Genomic DNA, 16,991 nt, shown 5'->3' with positions numbered 1-16,991 from the left:
GTTAAATCTCAACTATAGCAAAATTATTTCTGCCACTATTTTTAACATTATATAAAGTTTCATCTGCTTTTATCAATAACTCTATTTTTGTAATATCAGAGATTGAGTTGTAAAAAGATACTCCAATACTTACTGTTATATAGTTTTCTATTTTTGAAAATTCATGAGTTATTTTTAACTCTCTAACTGCATTTAAAAGATTATTTGCAACTGCTTCAACACCTTCTTTGTTTATATTTTTTAATAAAATTACAAACTCTTCTCCACCATATCTTGCTACAAAATCAGATGGTCTTTTTATAGTTCTTTCAAGAATTTTTGCAACTTTTCTTAGAGCTTCATCTCCTTGACCATGTCCGTAATTGTCATTATAAGGTTTAAAAAAATCTATATCTATCATCAAAACAGCTAAAGACTCTTTATCTCTTTTTATTTCATTAAATGTTTTCTCAAAAGTTTCATCAAAAAATCTTCTATTTCTAATATTTGTTAAACCATCATACATTGATAGTTTTTCAAGCATATCATTTTTCATTTTCAAATCAAGATAGTTTTTTAATCTTAGTTTTACAATTGCTTTGTTAAATGGCTTTGTAATATAGTCTATGGCTCCTAGATTTAAACCATACTCTTCATCTTCTTGGCTTGTTTTTCCTGTTACAAAAATTATTGGAATATTTTTTATTGTTTCGTTGTTTTTTATTCTTTTACAAACATCATAACCATTAATATCAGGCATCTCAATATCTAAAAGAACTAAATCTATCTCATTTGGTGATTCTAAAATTTCAAGAGCTTTTGTGCCATTTTTTGCAATTTTTACTTCATACGTATCCTTTAGTAAATCGTGAAGTAAAAGTAGTGTTGTTGTCATATCATCAACAACTAAAATGGTTGGTTTTTTGAATTCCATAATCTCTCCCAAGAACTTTTTTTAAATTTGTAAATAAAGCTTTTATTTTATAATCATTATTGTAAATATAATATAAATCTTATAATAAATAATAATAAATAATAATTTTTCTCTAAAATGTATATTTTTAGCACTCATTATGCAATAGTGCTAAAAAAATAAAAAACTTTAGCCAAGTTTAATAAAGGTTTGATAAAATTCCCTTTTGAAATTTAAAAATTTATAATATATATAAAAAAGGAGATTTTTTATGGCAAAACATCAATTTCAAACAGAAGTAGGGCAACTACTTCATTTAATGACACACTCTTTATACTCAAATAAAGAGATTTTTATAAGAGAGCTTGTATCAAACTCAAGCGATGCTATTGATAAATTAAACTATCTAAGACTTACAGATGAAAAGTTAAAAGAGAGTTTTGCTTCTTGGAGTGGTGAGATTAATATCTCTTTTGATGAGAAAGATAAATCTTTAACTATTTCAGATAATGGTCTTGGTATGAATGAGCAGGATTTGATAAACTCTATTGGTACTATTGCAAAAAGTGGTACTAAATCTTTTGTTGAAGCACTAACAGGTGATGCAAAAAAAGATTCAAATCTTATTGGTCAATTTGGAGTTGGATTTTACTCTGTATTTATGGTTGCAGATAAAGTTGATGTAATATCAAAAAAAGCAGGTGAAGAGACTGCTTATAAATGGAGTTCAACTGGAACTGGAGAGTTTGATTTATCTGCTTGTACAAAAGAGAGTGCTGGAACAGTTATTTATATCAAACTAAAAGATGATGAGGTAAGTGAGTTTGCAAGTAAATATAGAATAAAAAATATAGTTGAAAAATATTCAAACCATATTGCTTATCCAATTTTCTTAAACTATGATGAAGAAGTTACTCTTGAGTTAAGCCAAGAGGATAAAGAAGCAGGAAAAGAAGCAGTTAAAACTATTGAGAGAAAACATGAGCAAATAAATGAAGCAACAGCGCTTTGGACTCAAGCTAAAGCTAAATTAAAAGATGAGGATTATAATAGTTTTTACAAATCAATTTCTCAAGATAGTTCAGATCCACTTCTTACAATTCATACAAAAACAGAGGGTGTAAACGAATATACAACTCTATTTTATATTCCTAAAATTGCTCCAATGGATATGTATAGAGCCGATTATCAAAGTGGAATTAAACTATATGTAAAAAGAGTATTTATAACAGATGATGATAGAGAACTTTTACCTACATATTTAAGATTTGTAAGAGGAATTATTGATAGTGAAGATTTACCTCTAAATGTAAGCAGAGAGATTTTACAAGAGAATAGAATTTTAGCAAATATCAAACAAAGTAGTGTTAAAAAGATTTTAAGTGAGATTAAAAAATTATCAAAAGATGAAGAGAAATACTCACAATTTATCTCTCAATACAATCGTGCTTTAAAAGAGGGTGTTTATCAAGATTATACAAATAAAGAGTCTATTTTAGAACTTTTAAGATACAAATCTACTGCTGATGAATCAAAACTTACTTCTTTGGAAGATTATAAACAAAGAGCAAATAGTGAGCAAAAAGCTATATATTATATTGTTGGAGATAATGAAAAAGTATTAAGAAACTCTCCACTACTTGAAAGTTATAAGAAAAACAATATAGAAGTTTTAATCTTAGATGATAAAGAGATAGATGATATTATAACTCCAACAATTGGAGCATTTAAAGAGTGGCAATTTACAGATATTACAACTGCAGAAGCTCCAAAAGTTGAGGTAAATGAAGAAGAGAAACAAAAAATTGAAGAAGAGTTCAAAGATATAGTTTCAAAAATAAAAGAGAAATTAGCAAATGAAGTAAAAGATGTAAAAATTACTTCAAGACTTGATAGTTTTGCTTCTTGTATTACAAAAGATGCACAAGATGCTCAAATGGCTTCTATGGCACATATGTTTAGACAAATGGGACAAGAAATGCCAGAGGTTAAACCTATTTTAGAGATTAATCCAAATCACGAAATAGTAAAAAAATTACAAGCTTCAACAAATGATGAATTAATAGAAGATGTATCTTGGATTTTACTTGATTTAGCAAAAATTAGCGAAGGTGTAGATGTAAGTGATAAAGTTGCATTTGCAAAAAGACTTACAAAAATAACATCTCTTGCTATGTAAATAAAAAATCCAGAGTTTTTCTGGATTTTTTTTTATAAAAATATTAAAAAAAATAATACTTGCACAATACTATATTTTTAGCTAAAGTTACAAAAAATCATCAGGAGCTAAAAATATGTTTCGTACTATATTTGACCTTTTTAAATTTATTTTTAAAAAAGTTACAAAATTATCTATTCCATATTTTAGTGTTGAAGAAAATGATTTAAAATTTAAAATCTCTACAGATAGTTATTATAAATATACACTTTATAATATTGTTATAAAAGTAAGACATGACCCTTATGTTTACGAAGCTTACACACTAAAAGCAAACAATATTTTTCTAGAATATATTCATACCTTAAATGATGTTATGTGGAATTCACAAGCATTTTCATATTTTTTAAATCTTCTAAAAGATGAACTAAAAATATATAGTTTTGAAAATCTAGAGAAAAAAAGCCATACTCATTATGAGTTTAATATTTATAGAGTAAATAATGAGTTTAATATATATTTAATCTATATCTATGAAATGAATAAAGAGATTTTTATAGTTGATACAAAAGGTGAATTATATGAAAACCTTTTAAGGAATTTTGAAAAATCATATAGTTGTAATTTTGAAAAAAATCAAACAAATAATCTTGATTTAAATATTAGTTTAGCTAAAAATAATGCTTTGAATAACTATTTTAAACTAGCTTCAAGTTAAGCTTTCGCTAAACTTTTACTAGTTTAAAAATATTTTATTTTCCAAATACTTGTTTTAAAATTGAACTAGTTTGTTCAACAGGATTTGCTCTAATACCAGCTTCTTTTTCACCTATCATAGTAAAAAGACCATCAATAGCTTTTTGTGTAACAAAATCATCTAAACTCTCATCAGAGCTATTTGTATTTACTCCTAAATTTTTTGCTAAACCTGAAATTGCACTATTATTTAAAAGTGGTTTTGCACTTGATTGATAAAAATTATTTGCCATATCGTAATATTGTGCAACATTATTCTCTTTCATACTAGATTGAATAATTGGTTTAATCATTTTTTTCAAAGAGTCTGTTGTATTTTCTTTGAAATAATCTGTTGCTCCATTTTCTCCACTATTCAAAATCTTTTGGGCATCAGTTAAACTCATTTTTGAAATAGTATCCATAAAAATATCAGCAGTTTTTGGAGCTGCTTGTGAAGCTGCACTATTCATAGATTTAATTAAATCATCAGCCATTTTATCTCCACCAGCTTTTCTTATAAGCATTTCAGCATTTGCTAAATTATCAGGAAGAGGAATTCTTACATCTTTGTTGTTTAAATAACCATCTTTTTTCCCAAGTTGTGTTGTAGCAAATGTTACACCACTTTTTAAAGCCTCTTTTAAACCGCTAGAAATTGTACTATTGTCTAAGTTTGATTTATTTTGTGATTGATTAGTAGTTGAAGGTATATTTTTTCCAACTTCTGTAGCAATACTTTTTAAATCAAACGCAAAAATAGATGTTAATAATATTGATGATATCAAAACTGTTTTTTTCATAAAATCTCCTAAATAAATTTTTTTATTATATAAAATTTATACTAAATTTAGACAATAGCTATAATCAAACAAGATTTAGATAAAATAATAACTTTAATAAAATATAGGAAAGTTATGGAACAGTTTATTCAAGATTGGGGCTATATAGCTCTTTTTTTATATTCATTTGGTGGCGGTTTTTTGGCTCTTGCAATTGCTGGGGCTTTTTCATTTGATGGTACTTTAAATATTTATATTACAGTTATAGTTGCTGCTGTTGCAAATATTATTGGTAGTCAGTTTCTGTTTTTTATGGCAAAAAACAATAAAAGTTATGCTCAAAATATGATGAATAATCATAAAAGAAAAGTTGCCCTTGTACAACTTTTATTTAGAAAATATGGTCTTTTTGTAATAATTATTCAAAAATATATTTATGGAATTAAAACTTTAGTTCCGCTTGTTATGGGTTTGTCGGATTATAGTGCTTTTAAATTTACAATTATTAACTCTATAGCTTCTATATTATGGGCATGTACTATAGGATATGCTAGTTATATTGCAGGTTCATTTTTACTTGAATATGCAGAGAATATTAAATATGTAGGTCTTGCTACAGTTGTTATAGTGCTTACAATTTTGATTATTAGTTTTAGACCAAAAAAGAAAAGAAAGAGTAAAGAAAATGATATTTAGAGATTTAAATTTAGAAGAAAATTTAATAGAAAATCTTGAAAGTTTGGGTTATAAAACATTAACTCCTATTCAAGAAAATAGTTTAAAACATAGTTTAGAAAAAAAAGATATTATAGCTCGTGCAAAAACAGGAAGTGGAAAAACTCTAGCTTTTTGTTTGCCAATTATAAATAACTTAGATAAGAAAAAATATAGAGTTCAATCTTTGATTTTGGCTCCAACAAGAGAGTTAGCAACTCAAATTGCAATAACTTTAAGAGAAGTTCTAAGATCTACACCAAATATAAAAGTATTAACATTGTGCGGAGGAGTTCCTTATCGACCACAAGTTGTTTCACTAGAACACGAAGCTCATATTATTGTAGGAACTGCTGGAAGAGTATTAAAACATATAAGTGAAGGAAATTTAAAACTAGAAAATATAAATACTTTTGTTTTAGATGAAGCTGATAAAATGCTAGATATGGGATTTTTTGATGATATTTCAACTGTATGTTCATTTTTGCCAAAACAAAGACAAACTCTTCTTTTTTCTGCAACATTTCCAAGTGAGATTAAAAATTTAGCATTAAATTTTTTAAATAATCCTGTAAATATTGAAATAGAAAATGAAGAGCAAAATATTATAAAACAAGTTTTTTATGAAGTAAATTCAAGAGATTCAAAAGATAATTTAATAGAAAAATTGATAAAAAAGTATCAAGCAAACAGTACAATAATTTTTTGTAATCAAAGAGTAACTTGTGAAGAGTTAGCAGATTCACTTTTTGAAAGAGATATTGATGCAATTACACTTCATAGCGATTTAGACCAAAAAGAAAGAGATGAAACTCTTACTATATTTTCAAATAAAAGTTATCCAGTTTTAATAGCAAGTGATGTTGCAAGTAGAGGAATTGATATAAATGATATAGATTTAGTAATTAACTATGATTTAGCTTTGAACTATAAAATACACACTCATCGTATTGGAAGAACAGCAAGAGCTGGAAAAGGTGGAGTTGCTACTACTTTTGTTTTACCAAATGAAGCCAAAAGTGCTTTAGAGATAAAAGAGCATTTTCCTGATATTGAATTTGAAGATGAAAAAGAGATTGTTTTTGACAATAGTTTTGAGATAGATTCTATTTTTAGGTCAATTTTTATAAATGGTGGGAAAAAACAAAAATTGAGAAAAGGTGATATTTTAGGAGCTTTAACAGCTGGAATTGGTTTAAATAAAGAAGATATTGGAACAATTGATTTATTTGATTTTTGCTCATACGTAGCTATAAAAAAAGATAAACTGCATTTTGTTTTAGAAAAGTTACAAAATACAAAAATAAAGGGTAAATTGTATAGAGCTTATGAAAAATAATAAAAAAAATATGATAGTATCTAAAAATAAAGTACATTTAAAAGGAGAACTTGGTGTTTAAAAATAGTTTATTTTCAAAAATAGTCCTAATTTTTACTATTCCAGTCCTTGGAATTTTGTATTTTAGCTTTATTACAGTAATGGAAAAAGTGGATATTTTAAATGATTTTAAACAAAATGAAATTCGAATTGATTATTTTAAAGAGAGTCAAAATATTATATTATCTTTGGAAAAAGAGAAGATTTTATCTCTTGATTTTCTTAAAGATTCTCAAAAGTTAGATTATTTACTTGAGCAGCAAAATAGTACAAATCAAAAAATAAACAAATTTAATAATTTAATTGATAACTTGCCATGGAAATCTGAATGGAAAGATTATTTATCGCACTTAAAATTATCTTTTTTTAACCTTGAAGATTTTAGAAAAAAAGTTTTAAAAGATGAAGTAGATGAAGATAGTATAAAAAAACATTATAATGCTATACATAAATCTTTGATTGATACTCTTTTTTTATTGAGATTTAAAATTCAAAGCACAAATTTTCAACAAGAACTTTTAAAATTAGAAGATATTATTGTTGGAAAAAATAGTATTGAAAAGTTATCAAATAGTTTTAATTTTACACTTTACTCTTTATCAGCAGAGTTAAAAGGGTTTGAAGAAAAAGTTAAATTTGAAAAAAATTTAAGTTATCTTTTCTTTTTCTTTTGTATTTTTACTTTAGTTCCACTATTTTTTATTTTAAGAAGAATAATTTTTGAAGAACAAGACTCATTTTTTAAAATACAAAAACATAAAAATATATACGAGCTTTTAAATCATACAAATAAGTTTTTATCCAAAACATTAAAAAAAGATGATTTATATTTTGATATTAGTGAGCTTTTAAGCGACAGTAAGAATATTACTTTTAATTTTATTTATGATTTAGAAAATAAACAAATTATTGCTAAAAACAGTGAATATAAAGATATTGTAATAAAACATTCAGATAGTTTTGCAGATTTTTCACAAGAAAACATAATATCAAAAACAATAAAAAGAGAGTCTAATATTGTAGTAAATGATTTTAAAGCTGAAAATGTATCAGTTTTTTACAGTAAGGCAAATGAGTTTAATATAAGCTCAATGGCAACTTTTCCAATAAAAAAGTTTAATAAAGTTGTTGCTGTAATGATTTTATATTCAAATGAATTAAACTTTTTTGATAGTGAAGCTGAGATACTTTTTGATAAGTTAGTTCTTGATATTACAAATTGTTTAGAAAAAATAGATTATGAAGACAGAAGAATGAAGCAAGATAATGAATTAAAACTTTCATCTTATGCTTTTGATTCATCATCTCCTATGTTAATTACTGATGATAAAAATAAAATCATAAAAGTAAATCAAGCATTTTGTAAAATTATGTCTTACTCAAAAGAAGAGTTGTTGGGAGAAAATCCACGAATCTTTAAAACAGCCCATCAAGATAATGTTTTAATAGATAGATTATGGAATGATTTAAAAATAAATGGTACTTGGACTGGTGATTTGTATAATAGAAAATCAGATGGAGAAATTATTGCTTTAAGAGCAACAATCTCTGTAATAAGAGATGAGAATGACGATATTACAAATTATCTTGCTCATTATATGGATATTAGTGAACAAAAAGATAAAGAGAAAATTTTAGAGTATCAAGCAACTCATGACAACTTAACAGGACTTCCAAATAGACTTCTTTTAACAGATAGAATAGAAAGAGCAATTACAAAAACAGTAAGACACAATATTTTTGGTGGTTTGATTTTTATAGATTTGGATAATTTTAAAGAGGTAAATGATACTTTAGGACATGATATTGGAGATGTTCTTTTGATTACAGTTGCTAAAAAATTAAAAGAGTGTGTAAGAGAAGAAGATACAGTTTCTAGAATTGGTGGAGATGAGTTTATAGTTTTACTAGATAATTTAGGAAACAATATAGCAGATGCTAGAAGAAATATAAACTTTTTGGCTGAGAAGATAAAAGAAGCATTAAATAGTATAACTCATCTTCAAGGTCATGTAAATGTTTCAACTCCAAGTATTGGAATAACTTTGTTTAGTGATTCAAGTGTTAGTGTTCAAGATATAATAAAACAAGCTGATACGGCAATGTATAGTGCAAAAAAACAAGGAAAAAATACAATAGAGTTTTTCTAAACTTTTATTGTATTTTAATCATCTGATAAAATAAAAAACTAGAATTTTTATTTAAATTCTTTCATCTTTTAAATAATCATCGTATGGGTCTAGATGAATATTTACAATCCAATTTCTATTTTTATCAATAACTTTTATACTCTCTTCTATATTTTCACATATTTTATGTGCTTCCATGAGAGTAATTTGCTGAGACTTAAAAACTATATGAGCTTCTACAAATGTTTTATTTGCAGCTTCTCTTGTTTTTAATAAATGGAAGTTGCTCAAATTTGGATTATTTTCTAAAATATCTTCTATTTTTAAAACTAAATCATCATCAACTGAAGCATCAAGTAAAACTAAAATACCTTTTTTAATAAGAGAAAATGCTGAATAGATAATATAAAAAGATATTAAAATACCTATAATCACATCAAATATTTCAAGATTTGTAAAATGAACCAAAATTAACGAGCATAAAACTGCAAGATTACTTAAAACATCTGTTTTATAATGCAAGGCATCTGCTTTTATTACCATCGAGTTTGTTTTTTTTGCAACACTGTTTAGATAAATAACTAAAGATATTGTTATTATCAAAGAAATTATCATAACATAAATAGAAATATCAAGATATGAAGAAGTCTCTTTATATATAGCTTTTTTTATTGCTTCATAAAATAAATATAAACCAGAAATTGTAATTACAATACCTTCGATAAATAAAGCCAAAGCTTCTATTTTTCCTCTTCCATAATTAAATTTTTTGTCTGCTGGTTTTTCTGAGTTTAAAATTGCAAAATAATTGAAAATTGATACAAACATATCTAAAACAGAATCAACAGCAGAAGCTAAAACAGCAACAGAACCACTAATAATTCCTAAAGCAAGTTTTATTAAAATTAAAATTGCTGCAACACTTGAAGATATTATTGTTGCTTTTTTTTGAGGTGAAATTTTATTTTTTGGCATATTTATGGAGCCAATCTTGATATTGTCCATTCACCATTTTCTTGCAGTTCATACAAAAATCTATCATGAAGTCTATCTTCTCCTCCTTGCCAAAATTCAATTCTTATAGGTTTTAAAATATAACCACCCCAAAAAGATGGAAAGGGTATCTCTTTATTTAAAAATTTTCTTTTCATTTCATCAAATTTTTGCTCCAATAAAGCCCTTGAACTAATAGTTTCGCTTTGTCTTGAAACCCAAGCTCCAAGTTGGCTACCTTTTGGACGACTTAAAAAATATTTTAGAGAATCAGTTTTTGATATTTTTTCAATATTTGCCTCTATTTTTATCTGTCTTTCCAATGCTAACCATGTAAAAAGTGCAGCAGCTTTTTGATTTTGTTCAATTTGTTTTGCTTTTTTACTCTCATAATTTGTGAAAAATACAAAACCCTCATTATCAAAATATTTTAATAAAACTGTTCTAATACTGGGCATCATATCTGAACCAACAGTTGATAGTGAAAAAGCATTTGGTTCTAATAAATTTTCATTTATAGCATCATTAAACCAACTCTCAAACTGTTTAAAAGGATTTTTATTTAAATCTTTTATATCAAAATCTTTTGTAGTATATTTTCCTCTTATGCTTGTTAAATCCAAAATTAATCCTTTTTATAAATAGTAAATTCAAAATAGTGCAGCATTTTATATCTTATTTATTTAAAACCTCTTTATCTCTGTTTTTTTATGAACAAATATAAAATAATAATTATTTTAAAAATATTATAGTATAATCAAATTTCAATTTCTAATTAGCTTAAAAGAGGAAATATATTGATATTTACAGTTTTAGAATACTCACTTTTTCTTATAATCATTTTATTACTTACTTTTTTAATAATAAAATATTTTAGTTTAAAAAAATTACAAGCACAACAAAAAGAACTTCAAAGAAAATCTAATATTTTAAGACAATATAATAAAGCCACAAAATCATCAAATATTGTTTCAAATAGCGATTTAAAAGGAAATATTACTTATGTAAATGATACATTTTGTGAAGTTTCACAATATAAAAGAGAAGAGATTATAGGAAAACCACACAATATTTTAAGAGGAGAAGAAGATTCAGAAGTTTTTAGAAATTTATGGGAAACTATAAAAAGTGGAAAGATATGGAGAGGAAATTTAAAAAATAAAAAGAAAGATGGTACATTTTATTATATAAACACTACGATATCTCCAATATTCGATGAAAATGGAGATATTTTTGAGTATGTTGCAATAAGACATGAAATTACAGATTTAGTTTTAAAAACAGAAAAATTAAATAGAATTTTAAGAGAAGATTATCTGACTGAAATAGGAAGTAGATATAAACTTATTGAAGATATAAGTAAACAAGAAAACTTAAGTATATCAATATTAGATATAAAAAATTTTAGTGAGGTAAATGACTTTTTTGGCTATAAAATAGGAGATTATATTTTAAAATTGCTTGCTAAAAGAATAGAAGAGTTAGTTATTAAAAAACCAAGTTATAGTGTTTATAGACTAACTTCAGATGTTTTTGCGATATTAGCTTCAAATGAGAGTAAGAGTGATTTTATGAAAAGTATTGATGATATTTCAAAAATAATATCTTCAAAAGCAGTTCGTGCAAAAGGAAGAGAGATATTTGTTTCTATTAATTATAGCTTCTCTTTTGAGCCAAAAAGTTCACTTCTTGAAACTGCAAATGTTATTAGAAAATATACAAAATCAAATCCAAATCAGATTATTTATGATAGAAATTTAGAGATAGAAAAAGATTATGAAAAGAATATTTTTTGGACATTAAAGATTAAAAAAGCTTTAGAAAATGACGATATTATTCCATATTATCAAGCAATATATAATTTACAAACAAATAAAATAGAAAAATATGAATGTTTAATGAGATTAAATGATTCTGGCAAAATTGTGTCTCCATTTTTCTTTTTGGATATAGCAAAAAAATCTGGACAATACTTACAACTAACAAAAAGAATGATAGATTGTAGTTTTGAATATTTTAAAGATAAGGATTTTGAATTTTCTATAAACTTTACATTTGAAGATATTTCAAATGAAGGAATTTCTAACTATGTTATAGAAAAAATAAAAGAATTGAATATTGGAAATAGAGTTGTTTTTGAAATTGTTGAGAGTGAAGAGATTGATGATTTTAATCTAATTAATGGTTTCTTTTGCACTGTTAGAAAGTTAGGTTGTAAAATTGCAATAGATGATTTTGGAAGTGGATATTCAAATTTTGAGTATTTGATTAAACTAGAGGCTGATTATATTAAAATTGATGGCTCTTTGATAAAAGATGTTTTGGTAAGTAAAGGAAATGAAAACATAATTACTATGATTATAAATTTCGCCAAAGAACAAGGATTTAAGACTATTGCAGAGTTTGTATCTAGTAAAGAGATTTTTGAAAAAGTAAAATATTTGGGTGTTGATTATGTTCAAGGTTATTATATACATGAACCTAGTGATAAAATTGAAGATTAAATAATGAAATTAGCATAAGGATAAATATCCTTATGCTCTTGATAATTTTGTAAGATTTTGTAAGATTGCTATTGCACTATTTTTATTTAGATGTTTATCATAAGTTGTTAAAATCTCTCTTGCTAAAATATTTGCACCTAAGTGTTGAAACATAATTCTCATAGCTTGAAGACCTTTTTGACCTCCACCTCCACTGTGTGTTGCAAGAGCTACTATTTTATCATCAAAAGCATCTCTCCAGTTTTTTGTAGCTCTTGATGTCCAAGCCATTGCATTATTTAAAACAGGTGGCATAACACCATTATACTCAGGAGCTACAATAATAAATGCTTTTAAATCAATTATTCTTGTAGCTAAATCTAAAACAGATTCTGGAATTCCATTTTTTTCCTCTTCAATTGTGCTATAAAGAGGTAGATTATAATCTACTAAATTTATAATTTCACTATCATAGTTTAGTTCAATTGCTATTTTTTGAAGTTCGATAGCTAGTTTTTGGTTGTTGTTTGAACTAGCAACAATTATTCCAATTTTTGACATAAAAATCCTTAATAATATTTTAAAGAAATATTATACCTAATGATTATTTTAAATATGATTTTGTGATATTTTTTTAAAGTGGTGGCTCGAGACAGAATCGAACTGTCGACACAAGGATTTTCAATCCTTTGCTCTACCGACTGAGCTATCGAGCCACATGAATTTTAAAAGTGGTGGTGAGAGAAGGATTTGAACCTTCGAAGCCGTAGGCGGCGGATTTACAGTCCGCAGGATTTGACCACTCTCCAACCTCACCATAATAAAAAGACTTAAATTTTTTGGATGGGGTAGAAGGATTCGAACCTTCGAGTGACGGTACCAAAAACCGTTGCCTTACCGCTTGGCGATACCCCATTAATTTAAGTGGACGGTATTGTATAATCTTAATTATTAAAATTAGCTAAAAAGTTAGCTTTTTATGAAGGTTATTCATAAAAAGCAGGAAGTGGAGGAAAAGTATCAAAAGACCTTTTAATAGCAAAAGAGATTGAATTTTTATTTTTGTGATTTTGCATAGGATTTGAAAATTGAAGATATTTTATTGATTCATCAACAGTTTTCTCTTTTTTGTAAGCAAATGCTACTTTCTTACCACTTTTTACACAATTATCATAGATTGTTCTTGCGTAATCTGATATATTTGAAAACTCTTTTGCATTTATTTTATCACCCCAACAAAAATATACGAATTTCCCAAAAGGAAGATAGTTTTGAGCATCTAAATACATAATATCTCTATCAAATTCTGTATTTTGAGTTGAGTTGTATTTTTCTAAATCTTCATTAAATTTTGATAAAAGAGTACTTGAGTCAACATGTCCTTCGATTAGATTAAATAGGTTTTTTATTTCTACTATTTTTCCTTTACAATTATCTTTCATTGCTTGTTTGAAAACAGTTATATATCCTTCACATTTTAGTTCAATTAGTTCATCAAAAGTTTTGAAATCTTGTTCTAGCAAAAATTTATTTGAATCAAATCCAATAGGAGTAACAACTGGATTATAGATAAATACAGTTCCTATAATATTTTTTTTTCTATCATCTTTTGTTTTTATTAGATTTTTTAAATCTTTTGCACAAATATTTTCATCTTCATCTTTTTTGAAATACATATAACTTTGTGTTAAAAATACCTCTTCATATTTTGTTTGTATCTCCCCAAAGTATTGCATATTTCTCCTTTTATTTTTTTGCTTTAGATTTTAAGTCGGAAATTATATCATATTTCATTTTCTTTAATTTAAAAAATACTATTTTTAATCTTTATCTTCTTTGTAATCAAGTTTTAAATCAGCTAAACTTATAACAAATTTAGCTCTTGAAGCAGCCACATAATATATATTTAACTCTTCACAAATTGAAGCAAAACTAAGATTTTTTTTTCTATTTAATATATCTTTTTTTGTGATGAAATCATCTGTCATAATTACTTGATTATACTCCATACCTTTTGCTTTATGTGTTGTTGTGAAGATAATATCTGCTTCATCTTTATTTGAAACTAAATACTCTTTAATTTTTTTATTTATTTCAAAAATATTATCACCGTAGTTATTTACAAATCTAATAATATTTAGATAATCTTGATTTTTTGTCTCTTTTGCAAATGTCTCAAGCTCAAAAATTGTATCAAAATTTTTTATTTCATCAACAGTTATTTTTTCATTTTTTCTATTTTTTAGATAAAAAATAGAGTAAACAGTTTGATTCATAAAAGAGTAAGAGTTATAACCACCTTCGAAAAATAATCTCTTTTTATTGTGAATATGTTTTATTAATTCTTGAATTAATCCAAAAGTTGTTCTAGAAATTATTGTGAATGGTTTGTTAGAATCTAAAAACTCTTTTCCTATTTTTGTAGTTATTTTATTGTCATCAATTCCATTTAAAAAAATATTCTTTGAACCATTTAAAGTATAAAGAGAGTTTAAATAAGATTGTAAAAATTTTGCATAGCTATTTGAAAATCTAAAGCTAAAAGTTAATTCAAAAGATGGTAAATCTATTTTATTAAGTGCATTTGAAGCATATCTAAAACTATAAATTTGTTGAAAACTATCTCCAACATATATTTTTCTACATTTTTGATTTTCAATTATTCCTATCATCACATCACTTATATCTTGTGCTTCATCAATTAAAATTAAATCATAATTTAGGTTTGAAGATATTTTTTTATTTAAATAGAACATTTTTAGATAAAAATCATGAATAGCCTCTATTTTTCCTAATTTCATAGAGCTAAGAGCTAATTTTAAATGCTCTAAGAGTTTTTTTTCTTTTTTGTTTAAAATATCTAATATTTTTACTCCAAAATCATTTTGCTTTTTAAACTCTTCAAGAAGTTTTAAATCAAGTTCTATTAGATTTGAATTGCAGTAAAAATTTACAAGGTTTTTTAGAATTGTTGTATATTCCAAACTAGGGTAGTAGCTCTTTTTATTATCTTGAAATTCGTGATTTACTATTAGTTTTTCTAAAATATTTGTTTTTAATTCAGGTGTTAGTTTATATCTGTACGCTTCAGTTTTATTGTATGCTAAAGAGTGAATTGTACTTATATAAAGATGTGGTAAATGATAATCTTTTAACTTTTCATTTAGAGCAATTTGTAAAGATTTATTATAAGCTAAATACAAAATTCTTAAATTTGAATTCTTTTTTGCATACTCAAGAAGAGTTGTTGTTTTACCGCTTCCAGCAACAGCATTTATCTTAAACGAGCCTAAAGAGCTATTTACAATTTTTTCTTGCTCAGCAGTTAATAACACTTATATAAATACTTTTAAAAATAAAAGATTATTCAAAATCTAAAGTTGTTTGAATCTGTCCATTGCTTCCAAACTCATTGTCAATATCAAGAGCTATTTGTTTAAAATCAACTCCATTTATCTCTTTTAAACCTTTTAAAATCTCTTTTTTCCCGCTTATTAACTCTTTACTTTTTATACCATGCGAAATTGATAAAGATGCTTCAACAAAAGCAGATAATTTATCACATTGTTTAAGAGCTAAACCATCTATTGCTTCATATTTATCAAGATTATATTTACTTATGTCATCAACTTCTGTTATATTTCCATCTATTTTAACTTTATTTGCAAATTCTTCTTTTATTCCTTTTGAAATTCCTAGAATATAAGAGAATTCTTCTTGAATATTTATAGGAATATTTGGCAAAATATCATCTTCTATTTTTTCAACTTCATATTCAGAAATTATCTCTGAAAGTTCATCTACACTGTATTTTACTGGACTTATAATATCTCTTGTTAGAGCTTCTGGTAAATCATGAAATAGTGCTGTAAAAAAGTTATTTTGTAATCTTTTGTCACAAGCCTTTACTTCTAAAGAGTAAAAATATGAAAACAAAGCAACTGTTAGCATGTGTCCTAAAACTGAAGTTTCAGGAATTCTTGGAGTTTGAGCCCATCTTTTTTGAAATCTTAATCTTCCACTTAAGTCTACTATTTTTGCTAACTTTTTATTTAAAGCAATTTTTCGTACACCAATTAGTTCATAGTAATCTTCAATTTCAGCATCAACATCTTTTTTTACATCTTCAATATCACTTAAAAATTGACTTGTTTGATAAACTATTGAAAATTCCCATTTTGTAGATAAATATGAAGCGGCTTTTAGTATAAATCTCTCTTTTTTGTACATATTTGGATCACTTAAAAATTCTTCAAATTTTTGTAAAAAGTTTCCATTATCTATATTTTCAATAGAGCTTTTTAGTTTGCCTACAACCCATGAGTTAATCTCTGTTGATTTTTTTTGTAAAGCTTTTCTAAAAACATCAGGTCTAATATCTGTAACAACAACTCTTCTTAAAAACTCAAAAATTCCAGCTTCTATTAAGTGTGTAAAATTTATATCATCTTCGAGTTTTGCTATAAAATATGCAATTATAAATTTATGTGCTTGTTTGTCAAGTTCTACTAAATCAACCATTCTTGGATAGTCATTCCATCTTTGAATAGATGCACTTGAAAATATATAGTCGATAATTTTTGGATTTATCAATTTTTGTCCTTGTTGATTTTTTTATCATCACTGTTTTTTTTATTACTATCAAAAAACATAAGTTTTTTTCCTAGAAGCATTGCTGCAACAATTGCAGACATCATTAAATAAACTTGCCAATCAGCCATAATATT

15 protein-coding genes and 3 tRNA genes are annotated in these 16,991 nt (G+C 25.5%); 6 read left to right on the top strand and 12 right to left on the bottom strand.

Annotated features, from left to right (window positions below; all coding sequences use genetic code 11):
• Position 1: 1 nt before the first annotated feature.
• On the bottom strand, positions 2-913 hold the full coding sequence (locus tag CJ670_RS03285) for a GGDEF domain-containing response regulator (RefSeq protein WP_105938834.1): 912 nt from the start codon (positions 911-913) through the stop codon (positions 2-4).
• A 250-nt stretch (positions 914-1,163) separates the two neighbouring features.
• Here CJ670_RS03285 and htpG point away from each other — a divergent pair, with 250 nt between their 5' ends.
• Together htpG and CJ670_RS03275 are read left to right on the top strand one after the other, a co-directional pair.
• On the top strand, positions 1,164-3,071 hold the full coding sequence (gene htpG / locus CJ670_RS03280) for a molecular chaperone HtpG (RefSeq protein WP_105912456.1): 1,908 nt from the start codon (positions 1,164-1,166) through the stop codon (positions 3,069-3,071).
• A gap of 115 nt (positions 3,072-3,186) precedes the next feature.
• Entirely contained in the window at positions 3,187-3,768 is a 582-nt protein-coding gene (locus tag CJ670_RS03275; protein ID WP_105938833.1) for a hypothetical protein, read from the top strand.
• A gap of 34 nt (positions 3,769-3,802) precedes the next feature.
• Here the strand turns inward: CJ670_RS03275 and CJ670_RS03270 are convergent, their stop codons facing one another.
• Positions 3,803-4,588: a DUF4197 domain-containing protein gene (locus CJ670_RS03270; RefSeq protein ID WP_105910847.1), complete on the bottom strand. Its 786-nt coding sequence runs from the start codon at positions 4,586-4,588 to the stop codon at positions 3,803-3,805.
• Between the two features lie 114 nt (positions 4,589-4,702).
• Between CJ670_RS03270 and CJ670_RS03265 the strand changes: the two genes are divergently transcribed.
• The 3 genes from CJ670_RS03265 to CJ670_RS03255 are packed head-to-tail and all read left to right on the top strand — an operon-like array spanning position 4,703 to position 8,809.
• Entirely contained in the window at positions 4,703-5,263 is a 561-nt protein-coding gene (locus CJ670_RS03265; RefSeq protein WP_105910848.1) for a DedA family protein, read from the top strand.
• Complete coding sequence (gene dbpA / locus CJ670_RS03260) at positions 5,253-6,620, top strand: ATP-dependent RNA helicase DbpA (RefSeq protein ID WP_105910849.1); 1,368 nt, start codon at positions 5,253-5,255, stop codon at positions 6,618-6,620. The genes CJ670_RS03265 and dbpA overlap by 11 nt, the downstream gene beginning before the upstream one ends.
• A gap of 53 nt (positions 6,621-6,673) precedes the next feature.
• Positions 6,674-8,809, top strand: a complete 2,136-nt coding sequence (locus tag CJ670_RS03255; protein ID WP_105910850.1) for a diguanylate cyclase domain-containing protein — start codon at positions 6,674-6,676, stop codon at positions 8,807-8,809.
• A 51-nt stretch (positions 8,810-8,860) separates the two neighbouring features.
• On the opposite strand, the gene CJ670_RS03250 is transcribed toward CJ670_RS03255, so the two are convergent.
• A complete protein-coding gene (locus CJ670_RS03250) occupies positions 8,861-9,763 on the bottom strand; it encodes a cation diffusion facilitator family transporter (protein ID WP_105938832.1) in 903 nt (300 codons plus the stop codon).
• Positions 9,764-9,765: 2 nt separating this feature from the next.
• Positions 9,766-10,404 (bottom strand): pyridoxamine 5'-phosphate oxidase, encoded by a 639-nt coding sequence (gene pdxH, locus CJ670_RS03245; protein WP_105938831.1) that lies wholly within the window; start codon positions 10,402-10,404, stop codon positions 9,766-9,768.
• 174 nt (positions 10,405-10,578) lie between these two features.
• Here pdxH and CJ670_RS03240 point away from each other — a divergent pair, with 174 nt between their 5' ends.
• Positions 10,579-12,285, top strand: a complete 1,707-nt coding sequence (locus CJ670_RS03240; RefSeq protein ID WP_228154192.1) for a bifunctional diguanylate cyclase/phosphodiesterase — start codon at positions 10,579-10,581, stop codon at positions 12,283-12,285.
• A gap of 30 nt (positions 12,286-12,315) precedes the next feature.
• Here CJ670_RS03240 and CJ670_RS03235 read toward each other — a convergent pair whose 3' ends face one another.
• The 8 genes from CJ670_RS03235 to CJ670_RS11035 all read right to left on the bottom strand — a co-directional run bounded on the left by CJ670_RS03235 (position 12,316) and on the right by CJ670_RS11035 (position 16,985).
• Complete coding sequence (locus CJ670_RS03235) at positions 12,316-12,825, bottom strand: NADPH-dependent FMN reductase (protein WP_105938830.1); 510 nt, start codon at positions 12,823-12,825, stop codon at positions 12,316-12,318.
• Between the two features lie 79 nt (positions 12,826-12,904).
• Positions 12,905-12,980: transfer RNA gene (locus CJ670_RS03230), tRNA-Phe, on the bottom strand.
• A gap of 16 nt (positions 12,981-12,996) precedes the next feature.
• Positions 12,997-13,081 (bottom strand) — tRNA-Tyr (locus tag CJ670_RS03225).
• Positions 13,082-13,104: 23 nt separating this feature from the next.
• A tRNA-Gln gene (locus CJ670_RS03220) sits at positions 13,105-13,179 on the bottom strand.
• A 71-nt stretch (positions 13,180-13,250) separates the two neighbouring features.
• The gene (locus tag CJ670_RS03215) at positions 13,251-14,000 is read right to left on the bottom strand and encodes a hypothetical protein (RefSeq protein ID WP_105910855.1); all 750 of its coding nucleotides are present in this window, start codon (positions 13,998-14,000) and stop codon (positions 13,251-13,253) included.
• An 84-nt stretch (positions 14,001-14,084) separates the two neighbouring features.
• Positions 14,085-15,599, bottom strand: a complete 1,515-nt coding sequence (locus CJ670_RS03210) for a UvrD-helicase domain-containing protein (RefSeq protein WP_105938829.1) — start codon at positions 15,597-15,599, stop codon at positions 14,085-14,087.
• 28 nt (positions 15,600-15,627) lie between these two features.
• Positions 15,628-16,857, bottom strand: a complete 1,230-nt coding sequence (locus tag CJ670_RS03205; RefSeq protein WP_105938828.1) for an HD domain-containing protein — start codon at positions 16,855-16,857, stop codon at positions 15,628-15,630.
• Positions 16,854-16,985: a hypothetical protein gene (locus tag CJ670_RS11035; protein ID WP_265735144.1), complete on the bottom strand. Its 132-nt coding sequence runs from the start codon at positions 16,983-16,985 to the stop codon at positions 16,854-16,856. Before CJ670_RS11035 ends, CJ670_RS03205 begins: the two co-directional genes overlap by 4 nt.
• Positions 16,986-16,991 lie beyond the last annotated feature (6 nt).

Origin of the sequence: Arcobacter cryaerophilus gv. crypticus, assembly GCF_002993025.1 — a bacterium.
Lineage (GTDB): Bacteria > Campylobacterota > Campylobacteria > Campylobacterales > Arcobacteraceae > Aliarcobacter > Aliarcobacter cryaerophilus_B.
Note: the sequence above shows the minus strand (reverse complement) of the source record. Positions and strands in the feature narration are given on the sequence as shown.

Excerpts from the sequence above, each read along its gene's own strand:
- CJ670_RS03235 (WP_105938830.1), bottom strand. The coding sequence starts at position 12,825 with ATGTCAAAAATTGGAATAATTGTTGCTAGTTCAAACAACAACCAAAAA.
- CJ670_RS03270 (WP_105910847.1), bottom strand. The coding sequence starts at position 4,588 with ATGAAAAAAACAGTTTTGATATCATCAATATTATTAACATCTATTTTT.
- CJ670_RS03265 (WP_105910848.1), top strand. The coding sequence starts at position 4,703 with ATGGAACAGTTTATTCAAGATTGGGGCTATATAGCTCTTTTTTTATAT.
- CJ670_RS03275 (WP_105938833.1), top strand. The coding sequence starts at position 3,187 with ATGTTTCGTACTATATTTGACCTTTTTAAATTTATTTTTAAAAAAGTT.
- dbpA (WP_105910849.1), top strand. The coding sequence starts at position 5,253 with ATGATATTTAGAGATTTAAATTTAGAAGAAAATTTAATAGAAAATCTT.
- CJ670_RS03215 (WP_105910855.1), bottom strand. The coding sequence starts at position 14,000 with ATGCAATACTTTGGGGAGATACAAACAAAATATGAAGAGGTATTTTTA.
- htpG (WP_105912456.1), top strand. The coding sequence starts at position 1,164 with ATGGCAAAACATCAATTTCAAACAGAAGTAGGGCAACTACTTCATTTA.
- CJ670_RS11035 (WP_265735144.1), bottom strand. The coding sequence starts at position 16,985 with ATGGCTGATTGGCAAGTTTATTTAATGATGTCTGCAATTGTTGCAGCA.
- CJ670_RS03285 (WP_105938834.1), bottom strand. The coding sequence starts at position 913 with ATGGAATTCAAAAAACCAACCATTTTAGTTGTTGATGATATGACAACA.
- CJ670_RS03250 (WP_105938832.1), bottom strand. The coding sequence starts at position 9,763 with ATGCCAAAAAATAAAATTTCACCTCAAAAAAAAGCAACAATAATATCT.